A 16,396-nucleotide genomic window follows, 5' to 3' on the forward strand; every position below is an offset into this window, starting at 1 on the left:
CGCGTTGTGCGGGCCCGTCCCCCTGGGACCGGGCCGCCCTAACGGGCCGGCCGCAGCCGCAGCGTGAGGATCTGGAACGGCCGCAGCTCGATCTCCGACGGGGCTTCGCGCAGCGGCCGTTCCAGCAGGTCGGTCACCTCGGCCCGGGAGACCGGGAAACCGGCGGTCACCTTCGCGCGGGCCCGCCCGCCCCGGGACTCGTACAACCGCACCACCACATCGCCGCTGCGGTCCTCCGCGAGCTTGACCGACTCGACGGTCACGGCCGGGTCGTCGACGCTCACCAGCGGTTCGAGCGCCTGCACCGCGGCCTGCCGCAGCGGCAGATTGAGCGCGAGCCCCTCCGCCACGGCGTCCCCCACGCCCGCCCCCGGCAGCAGCGCGTACGTGAACCGGTGCGTGCCGAGATCGGTCTCCGGGTCCGGGCTGTGCGGGGCGCGCAGCAGGGTCAGCCGTACGGTGGTGCCGAGGCCGTCGGCGTGCGGCGCACGGGTCACATCGTGGCCGTACGTCGAGTCGTTGAGCAGCGCGACACCGTACGACTCCTCCGCGACGCGCAGCCAGCGGTGGGCGCAGATCTCGAAACGGGCCGCGTCCCAGCCGGTGTTGGCGTGAGTGGGACGGTGGACGTGCCCGAACTGGATCTCGGCGGCGGACCGTTCGGCCTGGACGTCGAGCGGGAAGGCGGCCTTGAGAACCTTCTCCGACTCCTGCCAGTCGACGTCGGTCACGATGTCCAGCCGGCGGCTCGCGGCCGTCAGCCGGATCTCCTGGGTGATCCGGGAGGATCCGAAGGCCCGGGTGACGCGCACGGTCGCCCGCAACGGCCCGCTCTCCACCAGCTCCACCGACTCGGCGGCCGTCAGGTCCTTGTGCGTGCGCCGGTAGTGCCGGTCGATGTCCCAGGCGTCCCAGGCGTTGGGATGGTCGGGATGGAGCTGGAGCAGATTGCCGGGACCGCACAGCACCTCCCGGCCGTGCGCGCGATCCCGTACGGAGGTCAGCAGCCCGTCACCGTCGATCCGCACCCGGAGCCGGTCGTTCTCCAACACGATGGCGCCGTCGGCCTGTTCGGCCCGCACGGTGGGGCCGGGCCCGGCCGGTACGGCGGCGCCCAGCCCCAGCCCCGGCACCGTCACCAGCGCGTCCCCGACCACTTCGGTCCGCTGGTAGGGCGAGGCGTTCAGCACCGCGGGCGAGCCCGGCCCCAGGGCCCGTACAGCGTCCGCGGTGATCTCCTCCAGTTCCGCGAGCACTCGCGCGTATGTCTCGCGTGCCTCCCGGTGCACCCAGGCGATCGAGGAGCCCGGCAGGATGTCGTGGAACTGGTGCAGCAGCACCGTCTTCCAGAGGCGGTCCAGGGCGTCGTACGGGTAGGTGTACGACGGATCGCGCACGGCGGCCGTGGAGCACCACAACTCGGCTTCGCGCAGGGCGTGTTCCGAACGCCGGTTGCCCTGCTTGGTCTTGGCCTGGGTGGTGTAGGTGGCCCGGTGCAGCTCCAGATACAGCTCGCCCGACCACACCGGTGCGTGGACCCCGTACTCCTCCTCGGCGGCGGCGAAGAAGGCCTCCGGCTTCTCGATCCGGACCTGCGGTGAGCCCTCCAGGGACCGCAACCGCCGGGCCTTCTCCAGCATTTCGCGGGTCGGGCCGCCCCCGCCGTCGCCCCAGCCGAACGGGACCAGTGAGCGGGTGGCCCGGCCCTTCTCCGCGAAGTTGCGTTCCGCGTGGGCGAGTTCGCGGCCGTGGAACTGGGAGTTGTAGGTGTCCACGGGCGGGAAGTGGGTGAAGACCCGGGTGCCGTCGATGCCCTCCCACCAGAAGGTGTGGTGCGGCATCTTGTTGGTCTGGTTCCAGCTCAGCTTCTGGGTGAGGAACCAGCGGACGCCGGCGAGCTTCGCCAGCTGCGGGAAGGCCGCCGTGTAGCCGAAGGAGTCCGGCAGCCAGATCTCCTCGGTCTCGACGCCCAGTTCCTCCCGGAAGAACCGCTTGCCGTGCACGATCTGCCGGGCCAGCGCCTCACCGCCCGGCATGTTGGCGTCGGACTCCACCCACATCGAACCCACCGGAGCCCAGTTGCCCGCCTCCACGGCCTTCTTGATGCGCTCCCAGATGTGCGGCTGGTGCTCCTTGACCCAGGCGTACTGCTGGGCCTGCGAGCAGGCGAAGACCAGCTCCGGGTAGTCGAGGGCCAGCGCCGTGACGTTGGCGAAGGTCCGGGAAGCCTTGCGGACCGTCTCGCGCAGCGGCCACAGCCACGCCGAGTCGATGTGCGCGTGCCCGGCCGCCGAGACGCGGTGCGCGCTCGCCGACGCGGGCCGCGACAGCGCCTCCGTCAGCTCGGACCGGGCCGCTGCCGCCGTGCCGGAGACGTCGTGCAGATCGAGGGCGTCGAGCATGTTCTCCAGCGCGCGCAGGATCTCGTGCCGTCGCGGCCGCTCCGGATCCAGCTCGTACATCAGCTCGGAGAGGACCTCGACATCGAGGACCAGATGCCACACGTCCTCGTCGAGTACGGCGAGATCGACAGCCGCGAATCGGTAGATCGGCCCATCACCGGCAGTCAGGACGTCCCCCAGACGCGTGGGCTCGAATCCGTGCAGGACGGCGGGGTTGGCCGCCGCCTCCAGCAGCAGACGCACCTCCTCGCCTCCCCTCGCCGGTGCCCCGACCGTCAGGTGGCGGTTGCGCGGGTGGATGCCCTTGAGGGGGACGCCGGCCGCGTCGTACAGCAGCCCCTCCGCCTGGAATCCGGGACCGTCCCCCGTGAACCCGGGGTCGATCACCACCTCCACCGGGCGGCCCGCCCATTCCTCGGGCACTCGGCCCTCGATGCGGAACCAACTCGTCGACCAGGGCTTTCCCCAGACCGTGCCGGTCGTGAAGGGCTCGTAGGAGGCCTGGAGCGCCTGGCCGACGGGCACCGGCTCGCCCGGCACATGCCATACGGACAGCGTGAGCGGCACCCGGTCCGCGTACTGCGCGGGGCGCAGGCACTGCCGCAGCGCGCGCTCCAGGCGCGCCTCCACCAGCGAACGGTCGTCGTGCACGGCGGCTCCTCGGTGCTCGGACGGCTCTGTCGAACCCTTCACTTCCCCGTGCGGGCGTCGCGCACCCGTGACCCCACGGCAGCTGGTTGACGATTCGACATGACTGTCACGTTCCCGATGAGGGCATGGATTCCCGTGAACGTGTTCGAGCAGAGGGGAACCGACATCGGCACGCAGGCGGGGGTCATGAAGCGGCATGCACCAGGAGGTGGTCCCATGACCAGGGGGGCCTTCTCCACCGATCCAGTGGAGGAAGCGTCCGACGGGGCGAACGACCAACCGGACGGCGCGCAGCTCCGGCGCCGGCTGGGCAAGGCGGATCTGCGAGCGGTGCCCGAGGCGCGCAAGGCGCTGAGGGAGCTGTTACGGCACTGGGGGAAACCGGGAAGGTCCGAGATAGCCGAGCTCTTGACCAGCGAGCTCGTCACGAACGCACTGATTCACACCGACGACGACGCCCTTCTGACGGCGACGATCGGACCGCGCGGACTGCGCGTGGAGGTCCGGGACTTCGTGGCACGCAGGCCCAGACTGTGCGTACCGAACGCCGACGACGGTACGCACGGCAGAGGTCTCGTCCTCGTCCAGTCCCTGGCGGACGCGTGGGGCGTACGGGCGCACGGGGTGGGCAAGGCGGTGTGGTTCGAACTGAACGGCGGCACGGTGTAGGAACACCGCGCCGCCATTGTCGTGTCCGGGCCCGGCCGGAGATCCCGGCCGGGCCGTCCGGGCTGCCGCCCGGGGTCGGTCGAGTGTGCCTCAGCCGAACTGCTGTTCAAGATCCTTGAGCTTGCGCTCCAGGGAGTCGAGCCGTGGCAGGGCCATCGTGTCGTCCTCCGTGGTGAGGTCGACGGTGATCGGCTCAGTGCTCTTGCGGACGGGGGTGAGGGAGGGCCGCGATCGCACGGGCAGCTGCTCCGCGGTGGATATGGCAGGCTCCGTGGAGGCCTGGGCGGGCGCCCGTTCCACGGTCGCGGTCTCCAGTTCCCGGGCGCCACCGCGTCCGGCGAAGCCGCGGTGACCACGACTGAGCGCCTTGAGGTGCGCTCGCTCGACCCGCTCCTCGTTCCGGCGGCGCAGTCGGTTCTGCTCCTTCTGGCGCCGGTCCTCGCGCACCTCGTCCACGGCCTCGTCCAGGGAGCGGACGTTCTCCAGGAGCATCAGCGACCAGGCGCTGTACGTCTCGCGGGGCGCGCGCAGCCAGCGGACGATACGGATCTGCGGCAGCGGACGCGGCACCAGACCCTGCTCACGCAGCGCGGCACGACGGGTCTGCTTCAGAGCCCGGTCGAACAGCACCGCGGCCGACAGGGACATGCCCGCGAAGAACTGCGGTGCACCGGCGTGGGCCATGCCCCGGGGCGCGTGCACCCAATTGAACCAGGCCGCGGCACCGGCGAAGGTCCACACGAGTATGCGGGAGCCGAGCGCCGCGTCACCGTGGCTGGCCTCGCGCACCGCGAGGACGGAACAGAACATCGCCGCGCCGTCCAGGCCGAACGGGACGAGGTACTCCCAGCCGTCGGAGAGGCCGAGGTTCTGCTCGCCGAAGCCGACCAGGCCGTGGAACGAGAGTGCCGCGGCGACCGCGGCACAGCAGAACAGCAGCACATAGGAGGCCGTGCCGTAGACGGCCTCCTTACGCCTGCGGCGCTCCTCGGTGCGCTCCCACGAGTCGTCGCTGCTCGTGCTGTCCCCGGACCGCTTGCCGCGCGCGAGCACCGCCACCGCCGCCAGCAGGCCCAGGAGCAGAACGGCGCCTGGAAGCAGCCAGTTCAGCGATATGTCGGTAAGTCTCATCTGGGGTCCCTTGCATTGGGATAGGGCGTAACGCCCGCCATAGTGGCCCAATCACGTCGGCCCTCAGGGGGTTTCGGGGCAAGAGGCCGCCAAGGAAGTGCCAGGAGGTGCGCAGGGCGACTTTCTGCTCGAACTACCGCGCGAGGGACGGGAGTTGAGTACGAATAAGACTACCCATACGGATGGTCCCACGGAAAGTTCCCGTGACAAGTGAGGAATTTGTGAAGCAGCTGTGATCCGTGAACGGCCCGGAGTGCCTCGGTCGAAGCCGGTCCCGGGGCGCGTAAGTGACCGGCGCTCGCCCGGGGCGCTTCAACTCGCCTTGGCGGTCATCAACTTGGTGACCCGGTCCGCGTCGCAGGTGCGCGGGCAGGTGGCACACGTGTCCGCGGGGCGCAGTGTGTAGAAGAGGCAGCAGCTCACCCGGTCCCGGGTGGGCAGCGACTCCCCGTCCGGACCGGCCAGCTCGCGGAAGGCTGCCGAGCCGGCGTACGGCCGGGTCGGGCCCGGCAGCAGCAGCTCCAGCTCGCGCATCGCGCGCCGCTCCTCGCCGTACAGCTGGGCGACGTACCAGAGGCCCTCGACGATCTCGTCGGTCGCCATGCCCCACAGCGCCCGGCCGCGTCGTCGCATCCGCGGCCCGAACCCGCCGAGGACCGGCTCCAGGTGTTCGGCCACGGCGGCCCGCACCTCCGCGCGCAGCGCCTCCTCGTCCGGTACGACCCTGGCGCCGGGCAGAGCGGCGGCCGGGTCGTCCGGCAGGCAGGCGAACGTGGTGACGCGGACGGCCATCCGGCCGAGCTCGCGCTGGAATGTGACGTTTTCCACCGGCAGGCGCGGCACCCGGCGCAGCAGGAACCACGGCACGGTGATCAACAGGCAGGCCGGCCAGGCGTACCGGTGCAGTCCGAAGCTCGCCACGACATCGGGCCGTGCCCGTCGGCCGTGGTCCCGGACCACCTGGGCCTCGTCCCGGGCGAGAAACGCGTCGAGGTCGGGCCCGCCCTCCGCGAGCCGGGCGGCGGGGGCCCAGCCCGGGCCCCGCGGGGCCGCTTCCCCCGCTGTCAGCTCGGTGACCCCCAGTCCGGGGAAGACCTCGGTCGGCCGCGCGTACGCGTCCGCCACGGGCGACACGGCGGCGAGCGGCCTGCCGGGGCGGGCCGCTCGGTCGGCCGGGGTGGCCGCGCCGGCGTCGGCGGACAGGGTGGGAGCGGACATGCGGAACCGTCGCTTCACGATCGTTAGAAGGTAAGCCTTACCTTACCTCGCCTCGCGGGTGTTTGAACTGAGGCCATGTGCGCCTATCGTGCTTGACGGACGAGTAACAACCGACACCATGACCCCAAGTACCACCGACCCGGAGGAGGACCCGTGGAGCAGCCCGGTCCGCGCAGCGCGCACGGCTCCGCCGGGTCGTGGGACCCGGACATACCTGCGGGCTCCTTCCGGGTTCCGCCGCAGGCGGGTCCCGCGGAAGCGGGCCGGGCGAGGGTGGTCCCCGCGGGAGTCCCGGGCGACGGTCCCGGTGCCGGGCAGGGTGGTGGGTCGGTGAACGCCGGGCCAGGTGGCGGGCCGGGTGGCGGTCCCGCGGTGGCCTCGGCCTCGGCCCGCGGCGAACACACGCACAGTGAGGTGCCGATCCCGCACCCGCGCACCGAGGACACCCGCGCCGCCGTAGGCACGGACGGCGCCCGCCCCGCCGCCCGCCCCGAGACCGTCCGGCCCGTACACGTCGACGGGACTCGTCCCGCCGTACGTGCGGAGGGCGCCCGCGCCGTGCACGCGGAAGAAGCTCGCCCCCGAGTGGGTGACGAGGACGTCCGGCCCGCGCACGCCGAGGAGACCCGTCCTGCCCTACGCGGGCAGAACGCCCGCCCCGTGCACGCCGAGGAAACCCACCCCGCCGTACGTGCCGAGAACGTCCGCCCCGTGCGCGGCGACGACGCCCGCCCCGCCGTGCGTGCCGAAGCCACCCGGCCCGTCGTGCAGCGTGCCTCCGTGCGTGGGCAGATCCTCGACGCCCTGCGTACGGCGCTCGTCGCGGGTGAACTCGCCCCCGGCGAGGTGTACTCGGCGCCCGCGCTCGGCGAGCGCTTCGGGGTGTCCGCGACGCCCGTCCGCGAGGCGATGCAGCAGCTCGCCCTCGAAGGCGCCGTCGAGGTCGTCCCCAACCGGGGCTTCCGCGTCATCGAGCGCGGCACCCGGGAACTGGCCGAACTCGCCGAGATCCGGGGCCTGATCGAGGTCCCGGTGATGCTCCGGCTCGCGCGCACCGTGCCCGCCGCCCGCTGGACCGAGCTGCGCCCGCTCGCCGAAGCCACCGTGCGGGCCGCGTCCACGGGCTGCCGCGCCACCTACGCGGAGTCCGACAGGTCGTTCCACCGCGCGGTCCTCGCCCTGTCGGGCAACGCGCAGTTGGTGCGCATCGCCGACGACCTGCACCGCCGCGCCCAGTGGCCCCTGGTCGGCGGTCCCGTCTCCCGGGGCCGCGCCGACCTGGTGGCGGACGCGGCCGAACACACCGCGCTGCTGGAGGCGTTGATCGCCGAGGATCTGACGGTCGTCCAGGCCCTGGTGCGGGAGCACTTCGCCGGCGCGTCCTGAAGCGTCCGGCGCGTTCTGAGGGGTCGGGCGCGTCGTGAAGTGTCCGGAGCATCCTGAGGCGTCAGGCGCGTTCTGAAGAGTCGGGCGCGTTCTGAAGCGTCCGGCCCGCCCCCAGCGCGAGGCGTGCCGCACGGGCCGTACGGGCCGTACGCAACCCTGCCGGACAGCGGGAGCCCCGTGGTCGGCGCCGGGGCTCGTGGGCGGCAGCGGAGCTCGTGGGCGGCAACGGAGGCTCGTGGGCGGCAACGGGAGCCCGTGGCGGGCGGAGTGTCCGCCCGCCCGTGCGTGATCAGGCCGTCGCCGCGGGCGGGGTCAACTGGCCCGCCAGCCAGATGGGTACGCCCCCGAGCAGCCGGAACAGCCGTCCCGCCTCCGCCCGCAGCCGCGACGCCTCCGGCTCGACCTCGGCGTCGGCCAGGGACGCCAGCGCCGGTGCCGTACCGACGAGGTACCCCAACTCCTCCCGGATCCGCAGGGATTCGGCGAAGCCGTGCCGGGCCTCCGCCAACTCCCCCTCGCGCAGGGCGAGTCCGGCGAGATGCCGCCAGGTGAAGGACAGCAGCAGGGCGTCGTTCTGGGCGGTCGCGCCCGCGTGCGCCCGCCGGTACGCCGCACGGGCGGCCTGCGGGGCGTGCGCGAGGTTCTCGGCGAGCAGCCCGCGCCGGAAGTCCAGCAGGGCCCTGCCCGGCGCGCCCGGCGCGAGCAGCGCCGCGGCCCGGCCGAGCGCCGCACGCGCCTCGTCGGCCCGGTCGCGCACGGTCAGCAGTGTCGCGGCGTAGGCGAGTTGACCCCGCTCGCAGGCCGCCGCACCCCGCTCGTCGTCGCTCTGTGCCAGCGCCTCGGCGGTGCGCAGCGCGTCCTCCGCCTCGGCCCAGCCCTGCTCGGTGTAGAGACAGCGCTCGACCAGGAGCGACGCTCTCTGCAGGGCGGCCCCCGCCGTGCGCGGCTGGATCAGCGCCGCCGCGTCGGCCCAGCAGGCGCGCGAGCGCAGCCGCCATACCGCGGTCTGGAGTGGATCGTCCCCTGCAGTCGTTCCGGTACCAGACATGGCGGTATGCGCCACGTTGCCCTCCCCGAGCACACCATTGAGCTGTTGAGTGGTGGCATCTCAGCACGGATCACCGGGCCCGGCCAAGAGGGTGGGTGAAGGATTTCACAAAGTCGTTGGATGTGCGCGGCTCACCCGGGGCTCCTGAGGTCAGCTCATCCGCAGTGCCAGGAAGAAGTCCAACTTGTCCTCCAGGCGCGAAAGATCACGACTCGTCAACTGCTCGATACGGCCGACGCGGTAGCGCAGCGTGTTGACGTGGAGGTGCAGACGGGCGGCACAGCGCGTCCAGGAGCCGTCGCAGTCGAGGAACGCCTCCAGGGTCGGAATCAGCTCCGCGCGGTGCCGGCCGTCGTACTCGCGCAGGGGGTCCAGCAGACGGGCGGTGAAGGCGCGGCGTACGTCGTCCGGGACGAACGGCAGCAGCAGGACGTGCGAGGCCAGCTCCTGGTGTCCGGCCGCGCAGACCCGCCCGGGGCGCGCCGCGGCGACTCTGCGGGCGTGCCGGGCCTCCTCCAGGGCGCCGCGCAGCCCCTCCGCCGAGTGGACGGCGGCGCTGACGCCGAGCGTGAGCCGCCCGTCGTCGTTCAGGCCGGCCGACAGCGGGTCCCGCACGGCCGCCAGCAGCGTGTCGGCGTGCAGACCGGGCTCCGAGCCCTCCTCGTCGGAGGAGACGGCCGGAAGGGGTACGAGCGCGACCGCTTCGTCCCCCGTGTGGGCGACGGCGATCCGGTCGGAGTGCTCGGGCCCCGGCGACAGCGGGTCGACGAGGATCTCCTCCAGCAGCGCCTGGGCGACCGGGCCGCCCTCGATGGCGCCGCCGTCCCACTCGACGCGCGCCACGACCACCTGCCAGTGCGGGGCCACGCCCAGGCCCGGCAGCAGCACCGGCGCCGCGACCCGCAGCCGTGCCGCGATCTCGGCCGGCGCCGCCCCTGTCTGGACGAGTTCGAGGACCTCCTGTGCGAGCCGCCGCCGGACCGTGCGCGCCGCGTCCCGCCGGTCCCGTTCCACCGCGATCAGCTGGGTGACGCCCTGGAGCAGGTCGAGCCGCTCCTCGGGCCAGTCCCCGGCGTCCGCCTCGACCGCGAGCAGCCAGTCGGAGAGCACCGTCTCGCGCACGTCCCGGGAGGCGCCCGCGGCACGCACCGACGAGCGGATCGGGAAGAGCGAGTACATCGCCGGGCCCACCGTCACCCGGTGCGGTCCCCGGCGCCCGGTGCGGACCGCCGCCAGATGTTCGGCGGCCAGCTTGGCGCACGTGTCCGCGGGCAGCGCGCCGCCCGCGACCTTCGAGCCCGCGATGGGCCGGCCGGCGGGCGAGAGGACCCAGGCGCGCAGGTCGAGGTCGCTGCCGAGCAGATCGAGGACCACGTCGGGGCCGCCGCCCGCCGGGCCCGAGGTCATCATCCGCCGGTGCCGGTCGACCACGGCGGCCAGATCCCCGGCGCGCTCGCCCGACACCTGGCGTACGACGTGTTCGGTGATCGTGGCGAAGGCGACCGACTCGTTCACGGCGAACAGCGGCAGCCGGTGCCGGGCGCAGGCCACGACCAGGTCGTCCGGGATGTCGCCGAGCTCCGCCTCACCGGCGGCCAGGGCCGCGACCCCGGTGCTCGCGAGAATGCGGACGAAAGGCTCGGAGTCCTCGGCGTCGTGCCGCCAGGCGAGGCCGGTGAGGACCAGTTCGCCGCCCGAGAGGTAGCGGCTCGGGTCCTTGAGGTCGGTGGTCATCACACCGCGTACGGTGCGGTCGAGCTCGTCCTCGCCGCCGAGCAGCCGCAGGCCCAGCGCGTCGGTGTCCAGCAGTGCGCGCAGCCGCATTCTCGTCGCCGCCGTTCTTTGTCTCGAAATCTACGATGGATACGTGGTGAGGCCCGCCGGCGGTCCCCGGGTTCCACGGAGCCGGTCCGTGGGTTCCGAGAATCGGTGGTCCCGGCCCTTGTGGGCCTGTGTCCTGGGCTTTCGAGAGCTGTGCTCACTGTTTCGGGGACTGTTCTCAAAGTTTCCAGAAAAAACCGAAGAGGTTGCTGATGGCCTCGGTTCATACGAATCTACAAGATGCACGCGCTGGCCAGCCAACTCCTTCATGGTTTCGGTGACTGACCGCGGTGCGGGACGCGGCTGTGTACTGGCCCCACTCCGCGTAAACACCGCATGAACGAGCCGGGCCGCCCGCACACGATCTGGCTTGATCAGAACGACCCACGATACGAATGAAGAGAGCCACTCATGGACTTCCTTCGCCCCGCCAGTTGGGAGGAGGCGCTCGCCGCCAAGGCTGAGCACCCCACCGCTGTGCCGATTGCGGGTGGCACCGATGTGATGGTCGAGATCAACTTCGATCACCGCCGGCCCGAGTACCTCCTCGACCTGAACCGCATCGGAGAGCTGAGCGAGTGGGAGGTCGGCGAGGGGAGCGTGCGCCTGGGCGCCTCCGTCCCGTACACCCAGATCATGGAGAACCTGCGCGCTGAGCTCCCGGGGCTGGCCCTCGCCTCCCACACCGTGGCCTCCCCGCAGATCCGCAACCGCGGCGGCGTCGGCGGCAACCTCGGCACCGCGTCCCCGGCCGGCGACGCCCACCCCGCCCTCCTCGCGGCGGGCGCCGAGGTCGAGGCCGAGTCGGTGCGTGGCTCGCGGCTGATCCCGATCGACGCGTTCTACACCGGCGTGAAGCGCAACGCGCTCGCGCCCGACGAGCTGATCCGCGCCGTCCACATCAAGAAGGCGGACGGACCGCAGCAGTACTCGAAGGTCGGCACCCGCAACGCGATGGTGATCGCGGTGTGCGCCTTCGGCCTGGCCCTGCACCCCGAGACCCGTACGGTCCGCACCGGCATCGGCTCGGCCGCGCCGACCCCGGTCCGCGCGAAGACCGCCGAGGAGTTCCTGAACGCGGCGCTCGACGAGGGCGGCTTCTGGGACAACGGGAAGATCATCACCCCGTCGGTGGCCAAGCAGTTCGCCGCTCTGTGCTCCGGCGCCTGCAACCCGATCGACGACGTCCGCGGCACGGCGAGCTACCGCCGCCACGCGGTCGGCGTCATGGCCCGCCGCACACTGACCTGGACGTGGGAGTCGTACCGCGGCACCGCCGCCCGCACGGAGGGAGTCGCGTAATGCGTGTCAATTTCACGGTCAACGGCCGCCGGCAGGAAGCCGACGACGTCTGGGAGGGCGAGAGCCTTCTGTACGTCCTGCGCGAGCGCCTCGGTCTGCCCGGTTCCAAGAACGCCTGCGAGCAGGGCGAGTGCGGCTCCTGCACCGTCCGGCTGGACGGCTTGCCCGTGTGTTCGTGTCTGGTCGCCGCGGGCCAGGTCGAGGGCCGCGAGGTCGTCACCGTCGAGGGGCTCGCCGACTTCGCCAAACAGCGTGCGGAGCACGGAGGTTGCGCAACCGGCGCGTGCGACACCCCCGAGGGGAACGGGATTTCCCTCGACGAGGCCAAGGGCTGGGCGGCCAAGGGACACGACTCGCAGACCGGCGAGGGCACACGACTCGCGCCCATCCAGCAGGCGTTCATCGATGCCGGAGCCGTCCAGTGCGGCTTCTGCACCCCGGGTCTGCTGATCGCGGCGGACGAGATGCTGGAGCACACCCCGAACCCGACCGACGCGGACATCCGCGAGGCGCTCTCGGGCAACCTGTGCCGCTGCACCGGCTACGAGAAGATCATGGACGCGGTCCGCCTCGCGGCCGCCCGGCAGTCCGAGGCGGTCTGACCATGGGAACGACCGGTACACCCACGAACATCACGCAGGGCTCCCGGACCAAGGGCGGCATCGGCGAGTCCACCCTCCGCCCGGACGGCACCCTCAAGGTCACCGGCGAGTTCGCCTACTCCTCCGACATGTGGCACGAGGACATGCTGTGGGGCCAGATCCTGCGCTCCACGGTCGCCCACGCCGAGATCGTGTCCATCGACACCTCCGAGGCCCTCGCACAGCCCGGTGTGTACGCCGTCATGACGTACGACGACCTGCCCACCGACGTGCGCAACTACGGCCTGGAGATCCAGGACACCCCGGTCCTCGCGCACGGCAAGGTACGCCACCACGGCGAACCCGTCGCCATCGTCGCCGCCGACCACCCGGAGACCGCGCGCCGCGCCGCCGCCAAGATCAAGGTGGAGTACCGGGAGCTGCCGGTCATCACGGACGAGGCGTCCGCGACCGCGCCCGACGCGATCCTCGTCCACGAGAACCGCGACGACCACCACATCGGCCACGTCCCGCACCCGAACATCGTGCACCGCCAGCCGATCGTCCGCGGCGACGTCGAAGAGGCCGCGAAGAAGGCCGACTTCATCGTCCGGGGCGAGTACACCTTCGGCATGCAGGACCAGGCCTTCCTCGGACCCGAGTCCGGCCTCGCCGTGCCCTCGGAGGACGGCGGAGTCGAGCTGTACATCGCCACCCAGTGGCTGCACTCCGACCTGCGCCAGATCGCCCCGGTGCTCGGCCTGCCCGAGGACAAGGTCCGGATGACGCTCTCCGGCGTCGGCGGCGCGTTCGGCGGCCGCGAGGACCTGTCGATGCAGATCCACGCCTGTCTGCTGGCCCTGCGCACCGGCAAGCCCGTCAAGATCGTCTACAACCGCTTCGAGTCCTTCTTCGGACACGTCCACCGCCACCCCGCCAAGCTCTTCTACGAGCACGGGGCGACCAAGGACGGCAGGCTCACGCACATGAAGGCGCGGATCGTGCTGGACGGCGGCGCCTATGCCTCGGCCTCCCCGGCGGTCGTCGGCAACGCCTCCTCGCTCAGCGTAGGCCCGTACGTCGTCGAGGACGTCGACATCGAGGCCATCGCCCTCTACACCAACAACCCGCCCTGCGGCGCCATGCGCGGCTTCGGCGCGGTCCAGGCGTGCTTCGCGTACGAGGCCCAGATGGACAAGCTCGCCGACCAAGTGGGCATGGACCGGGTCGAGTTCCGTCAGATCAACGCGATGGAGCAGGGTTCGCTCCTGCCGACCGGACAGCGCGTCGACTCGCCGGCCCCGGTCGCCGAACTCCTGCGCCGCGTCAAGGCGATGCCGCTGCCGCCCGAGCAGCAGTGGCTCTCCGCGGGCGAGGACGCCGACGTACGGCAGCTGCCCGGCGGCCTGTCCAACACCACGCACGGCGAGGGCGTCGTCCGCGGAATCGGGTACGCCGTCGGCATCAAGAACGTCGGCTTCTCCGAGGGCTTCGACGACTACTCGACCGCCCGGGTCCGTATGGAGGTCGTCGGCGGCGTGCCGGTCGCCACCGTGCACACCGCGATGGCGGAGGTCGGCCAGGGCGGCGTCACCGTCCACGCGCAGATCGCCCGCACCGAACTGGGCGTCGCGCAGGTGACCATCCAACCGGCCGACACCCAGGTGGGCAGCGCCGGTTCGACGTCCGCGTCGCGCCAGACATACGTCACCGGTGGCGCCGTCAAGAACTCCTGCGAGCTGGTCCGCGAGAAGGTCCTGGAACTCGGCCGCCGCAAGTTCGGCACGTACCACCCCGCGTGGGCCACCGCCGAACTCCTTCTGGAAGGCGGCAAGGTCGTCACCGACGGCGGCGAAGTCCTCGCCGATCTCGCCGATGTGCTCGAAGGGGAGGCCGTCGAGATCGAGGCCGAGTGGCGGCACCGTCCGACCGAGGCCTTCGACCTGCGCACCGGCCAGGGCAGCGGCCATGTCCAGTACTCGTTCGCCGCGCACCGCGCCGTCGTCGAGGTGGACACCGAACTCGGCCTGGTCAAGGTCATCGAACTGGCCTGCGCCCAGGACGTCGGCAAGGCTCTCAACCCGCTGTCCGTCATCGGCCAGATCCAGGGTGGCACCACCCAGGGCCTGGGCATCGCGGTCATGGAGGAGATCATCGTCGACCCGAAGACCGCCAAGGTGCGCAACCCCTCCTTCACGGACTACCTGATCCCCACCATCCTCGACACACCGACCATCCCCGTCGATGTGCTCGAACTCGCCGACGACCACGCCCCGTACGGGCTCCGTGGCATCGGCGAGGCCCCGACCCTGTCGTCCACCCCGGCCGTCCTCGCGGCGATCCGGAACGCGACGGGTCTGGAGCTCGACCGGACGCCGGTACGCCCCGAACACCTCACGGGTACCGCGTAGGCGCCGGGCAGTTCTCTCCGGGCGGCGCCGGTAACGTCATACTTCGCCGCGCCGTCCGGAGTACCCGGTCACCGCACCGCTCGCGGAACCGGGACCCAGCAGGGAGCAGCAAGCAACAGGCACGTACCGCAGGAGAGTTCATAGCGTTCTTCACGTTCGTCTCGGGCCGTCCCCCGGGTTCGTGCGGCCGAAGCGCCATCCCAAATCCCGCAACCGCTCCGGCGGTTGACCAGCCGTCAGGACGGCTGTCCGGGTGCCCCTTTGAACCTTGGGAGCAGGCCCACATGACCCAGCAGTCACTGGAGCCGAAGACCACCGCGCAGGACGCGGGCGCGGGCAGCCGCGTCCCGGCGGGACGGTCTTGGCTCGACCGGTACTTCCACATATCCCAGCGGGAAAGCTCGATCGCGCGTGAGGTGCGCGGCGGCGTCACCACCTTCATGGCGATGGCGTACATCCTGCTGCTCAACCCCCTCATCCTGTCCGGCAAGGACGTGGCGGGGGACATGCTCGGCCAGAAGGCCCTGATCACCGCGACCGCGTTCGCGGCGGCCTTCACCACACTTCTCATGGGGTTCGTCGGCAAGGTGCCGCTCGCCCTCGCCGCCGGACTCTCGGTGTCCGGTGTGCTCTCCTCGCAGGTCGTCCCGCAGATGACCTGGCCGCAGGCCATGGGCATGTGCGTGATGTACGGCGCGGTCATCATGCTCCTGGTCGTCACCGGGCTGCGCGAGATGATCATGAACGCGATCCCGCTGGCCCTCAAGCACGCCATCACCATGGGCATCGGCCTGTTCATCGCGCTGATCGGCCTGGTCAAGGCCGGCTTCGTGCACCAGGGCAAGGCGACTCCTCTCACCCTCGGCCCCACCGGTGAACTCGGGGGCTGGCCGGTACTGCTCTTCGCCGCCACCCTGCTGCTGATCTTCATGCTCCAGGCGCGCGGCATCCCCGGCGCGATCCTCATCGGCATCGTGTCCGGCACGGTCGCCTCCGTCGTCCTCGACGCCGCCGGGGTCATCGACCCGAAGCAATGGGCCGGCGGCGCTCCCGAACTGCACGGCAGCGCCGTCTCGATGCCGGACTTCTCGCTCTTCGGCAAGGTCGAGTTCGGCGGCTGGGGCCAGGTCGGCGCGATGACGGTGGGCATGATCGTCTTCACGCTCGTGCTCGCCGGGTTCTTCGACGCGATGGCCACCATCATCGGCGTCGGCACCGAGGCCGGACTCGCCGACGACAAGGGCCGGATGCCGGGCCTGTCGAAGGCGCTGTTCATCGACGGCGCGGGCGGAGCGGTCGGCGGGGTGGCCGGCGCCTCCGGTCAGACGGTCTTCGTCGAGTCCGCGACCGGCGTCGGCGAGGGGGCCCGTACCGGCCTCTCCGCCGTGGTCACCGGCCTCTTCTTCGCGGCCTGCCTGTTCTTCACCCCGCTCACGGCGATCGTCCCGGGCGAGATCGCGGCGGCGGCCCTGGTGGTCATCGGCGCCATGATGATGATGAACGCCCGCCATGTCGACTGGGCCGACCGCGCCACCGCCATCCCGGTCTTCCTGACCGTCGTGATCATGCCGTTCACCTACTCGATCACCGCGGGCGTGGCGGCCGGCGTGATCAGTTACGTCGCCATCAGGATCGCCCAGGGCAAGGCCCGGGAGATCGGGGCCTTCATGTGGGGTCTGACGGCGGTCTTCTTCGTCTACTTCGCGCTCCACCCGATCGAGAGCTGGCTGGGCGTCCACTGACGCCCGCGTTCCTTCCACGCAACCGCAGACCAGG

The 16,396-nt window shown here is 71.6% G+C and carries 11 protein-coding genes; 6 read left to right on the plus strand and 5 right to left on the minus strand.

All coding sequences use genetic code 11. The features are described 5' to 3' along the window. Positions 1-38: 38 nt before the first annotated feature. Positions 39-3,053: an alpha-mannosidase gene (locus ACZ4N5_RS06090; protein WP_467755925.1), complete on the minus strand. Its 3,015-nt coding sequence runs from the start codon at positions 3,051-3,053 to the stop codon at positions 39-41. 216 nt (positions 3,054-3,269) lie between these two features. Here ACZ4N5_RS06090 and ACZ4N5_RS06095 point away from each other — a divergent pair, with 216 nt between their 5' ends. After that, a complete protein-coding gene (locus ACZ4N5_RS06095) occupies positions 3,270-3,722 on the plus strand; it encodes an ATP-binding protein (protein ID WP_467755926.1) in 453 nt (150 codons plus the stop codon). 90 nt (positions 3,723-3,812) lie between these two features. On the opposite strand, the gene ACZ4N5_RS06100 is transcribed toward ACZ4N5_RS06095, so the two are convergent. Together ACZ4N5_RS06100 and ACZ4N5_RS06105 are read right to left on the minus strand one after the other, a co-directional pair. Then, positions 3,813-4,853, minus strand: a complete 1,041-nt coding sequence (locus tag ACZ4N5_RS06100; RefSeq protein ID WP_467755927.1) for a DUF2637 domain-containing protein — start codon at positions 4,851-4,853, stop codon at positions 3,813-3,815. Between the two features lie 312 nt (positions 4,854-5,165). Beyond that, the gene (locus ACZ4N5_RS06105) at positions 5,166-6,071 is read right to left on the minus strand and encodes a (2Fe-2S)-binding protein (RefSeq protein ID WP_467755928.1); all 906 of its coding nucleotides are present in this window, start codon (positions 6,069-6,071) and stop codon (positions 5,166-5,168) included. Positions 6,072-6,656: 585 nt separating this feature from the next. Between ACZ4N5_RS06105 and ACZ4N5_RS06110 the strand changes: the two genes are divergently transcribed. After that, positions 6,657-7,457 (plus strand): GntR family transcriptional regulator, encoded by an 801-nt coding sequence (locus ACZ4N5_RS06110; protein WP_467756291.1) that lies wholly within the window; start codon positions 6,657-6,659, stop codon positions 7,455-7,457. Between the two features lie 289 nt (positions 7,458-7,746). Here ACZ4N5_RS06110 and ACZ4N5_RS06115 read toward each other — a convergent pair whose 3' ends face one another. Together ACZ4N5_RS06115 and ACZ4N5_RS06120 are read right to left on the minus strand one after the other, a co-directional pair. Beyond that, positions 7,747-8,520, minus strand: a complete 774-nt coding sequence (locus ACZ4N5_RS06115; RefSeq protein ID WP_356784594.1) for a hypothetical protein — start codon at positions 8,518-8,520, stop codon at positions 7,747-7,749. 135 nt (positions 8,521-8,655) lie between these two features. Then, complete coding sequence (locus ACZ4N5_RS06120; protein WP_467755929.1) at positions 8,656-10,329, minus strand: PucR family transcriptional regulator; 1,674 nt, start codon at positions 10,327-10,329, stop codon at positions 8,656-8,658. 408 nt (positions 10,330-10,737) lie between these two features. Here ACZ4N5_RS06120 and ACZ4N5_RS06125 point away from each other — a divergent pair, with 408 nt between their 5' ends. From ACZ4N5_RS06125 to ACZ4N5_RS06140, 4 genes are all read left to right on the plus strand, one after another. Beyond that, complete coding sequence (locus ACZ4N5_RS06125) at positions 10,738-11,628, plus strand: FAD binding domain-containing protein (RefSeq protein WP_467755930.1); 891 nt, start codon at positions 10,738-10,740, stop codon at positions 11,626-11,628. After that, entirely contained in the window at positions 11,628-12,230 is a 603-nt protein-coding gene (locus ACZ4N5_RS06130; protein ID WP_467755931.1) for a (2Fe-2S)-binding protein, read from the plus strand. Before ACZ4N5_RS06125 ends, ACZ4N5_RS06130 begins: the two co-directional genes overlap by 1 nt. A 2-nt stretch (positions 12,231-12,232) precedes the next feature. Next, complete coding sequence (locus tag ACZ4N5_RS06135) at positions 12,233-14,620, plus strand: xanthine dehydrogenase family protein molybdopterin-binding subunit (protein ID WP_467755932.1); 2,388 nt, start codon at positions 12,233-12,235, stop codon at positions 14,618-14,620. A 284-nt stretch (positions 14,621-14,904) separates the two neighbouring features. Continuing rightward, positions 14,905-16,362, plus strand: a complete 1,458-nt coding sequence (locus tag ACZ4N5_RS06140) for an NCS2 family permease (RefSeq protein WP_467755933.1) — start codon at positions 14,905-14,907, stop codon at positions 16,360-16,362. Positions 16,363-16,396 lie beyond the last annotated feature (34 nt).

This window comes from Streptomyces sp. NPDC026500 (genome assembly GCF_055567635.1).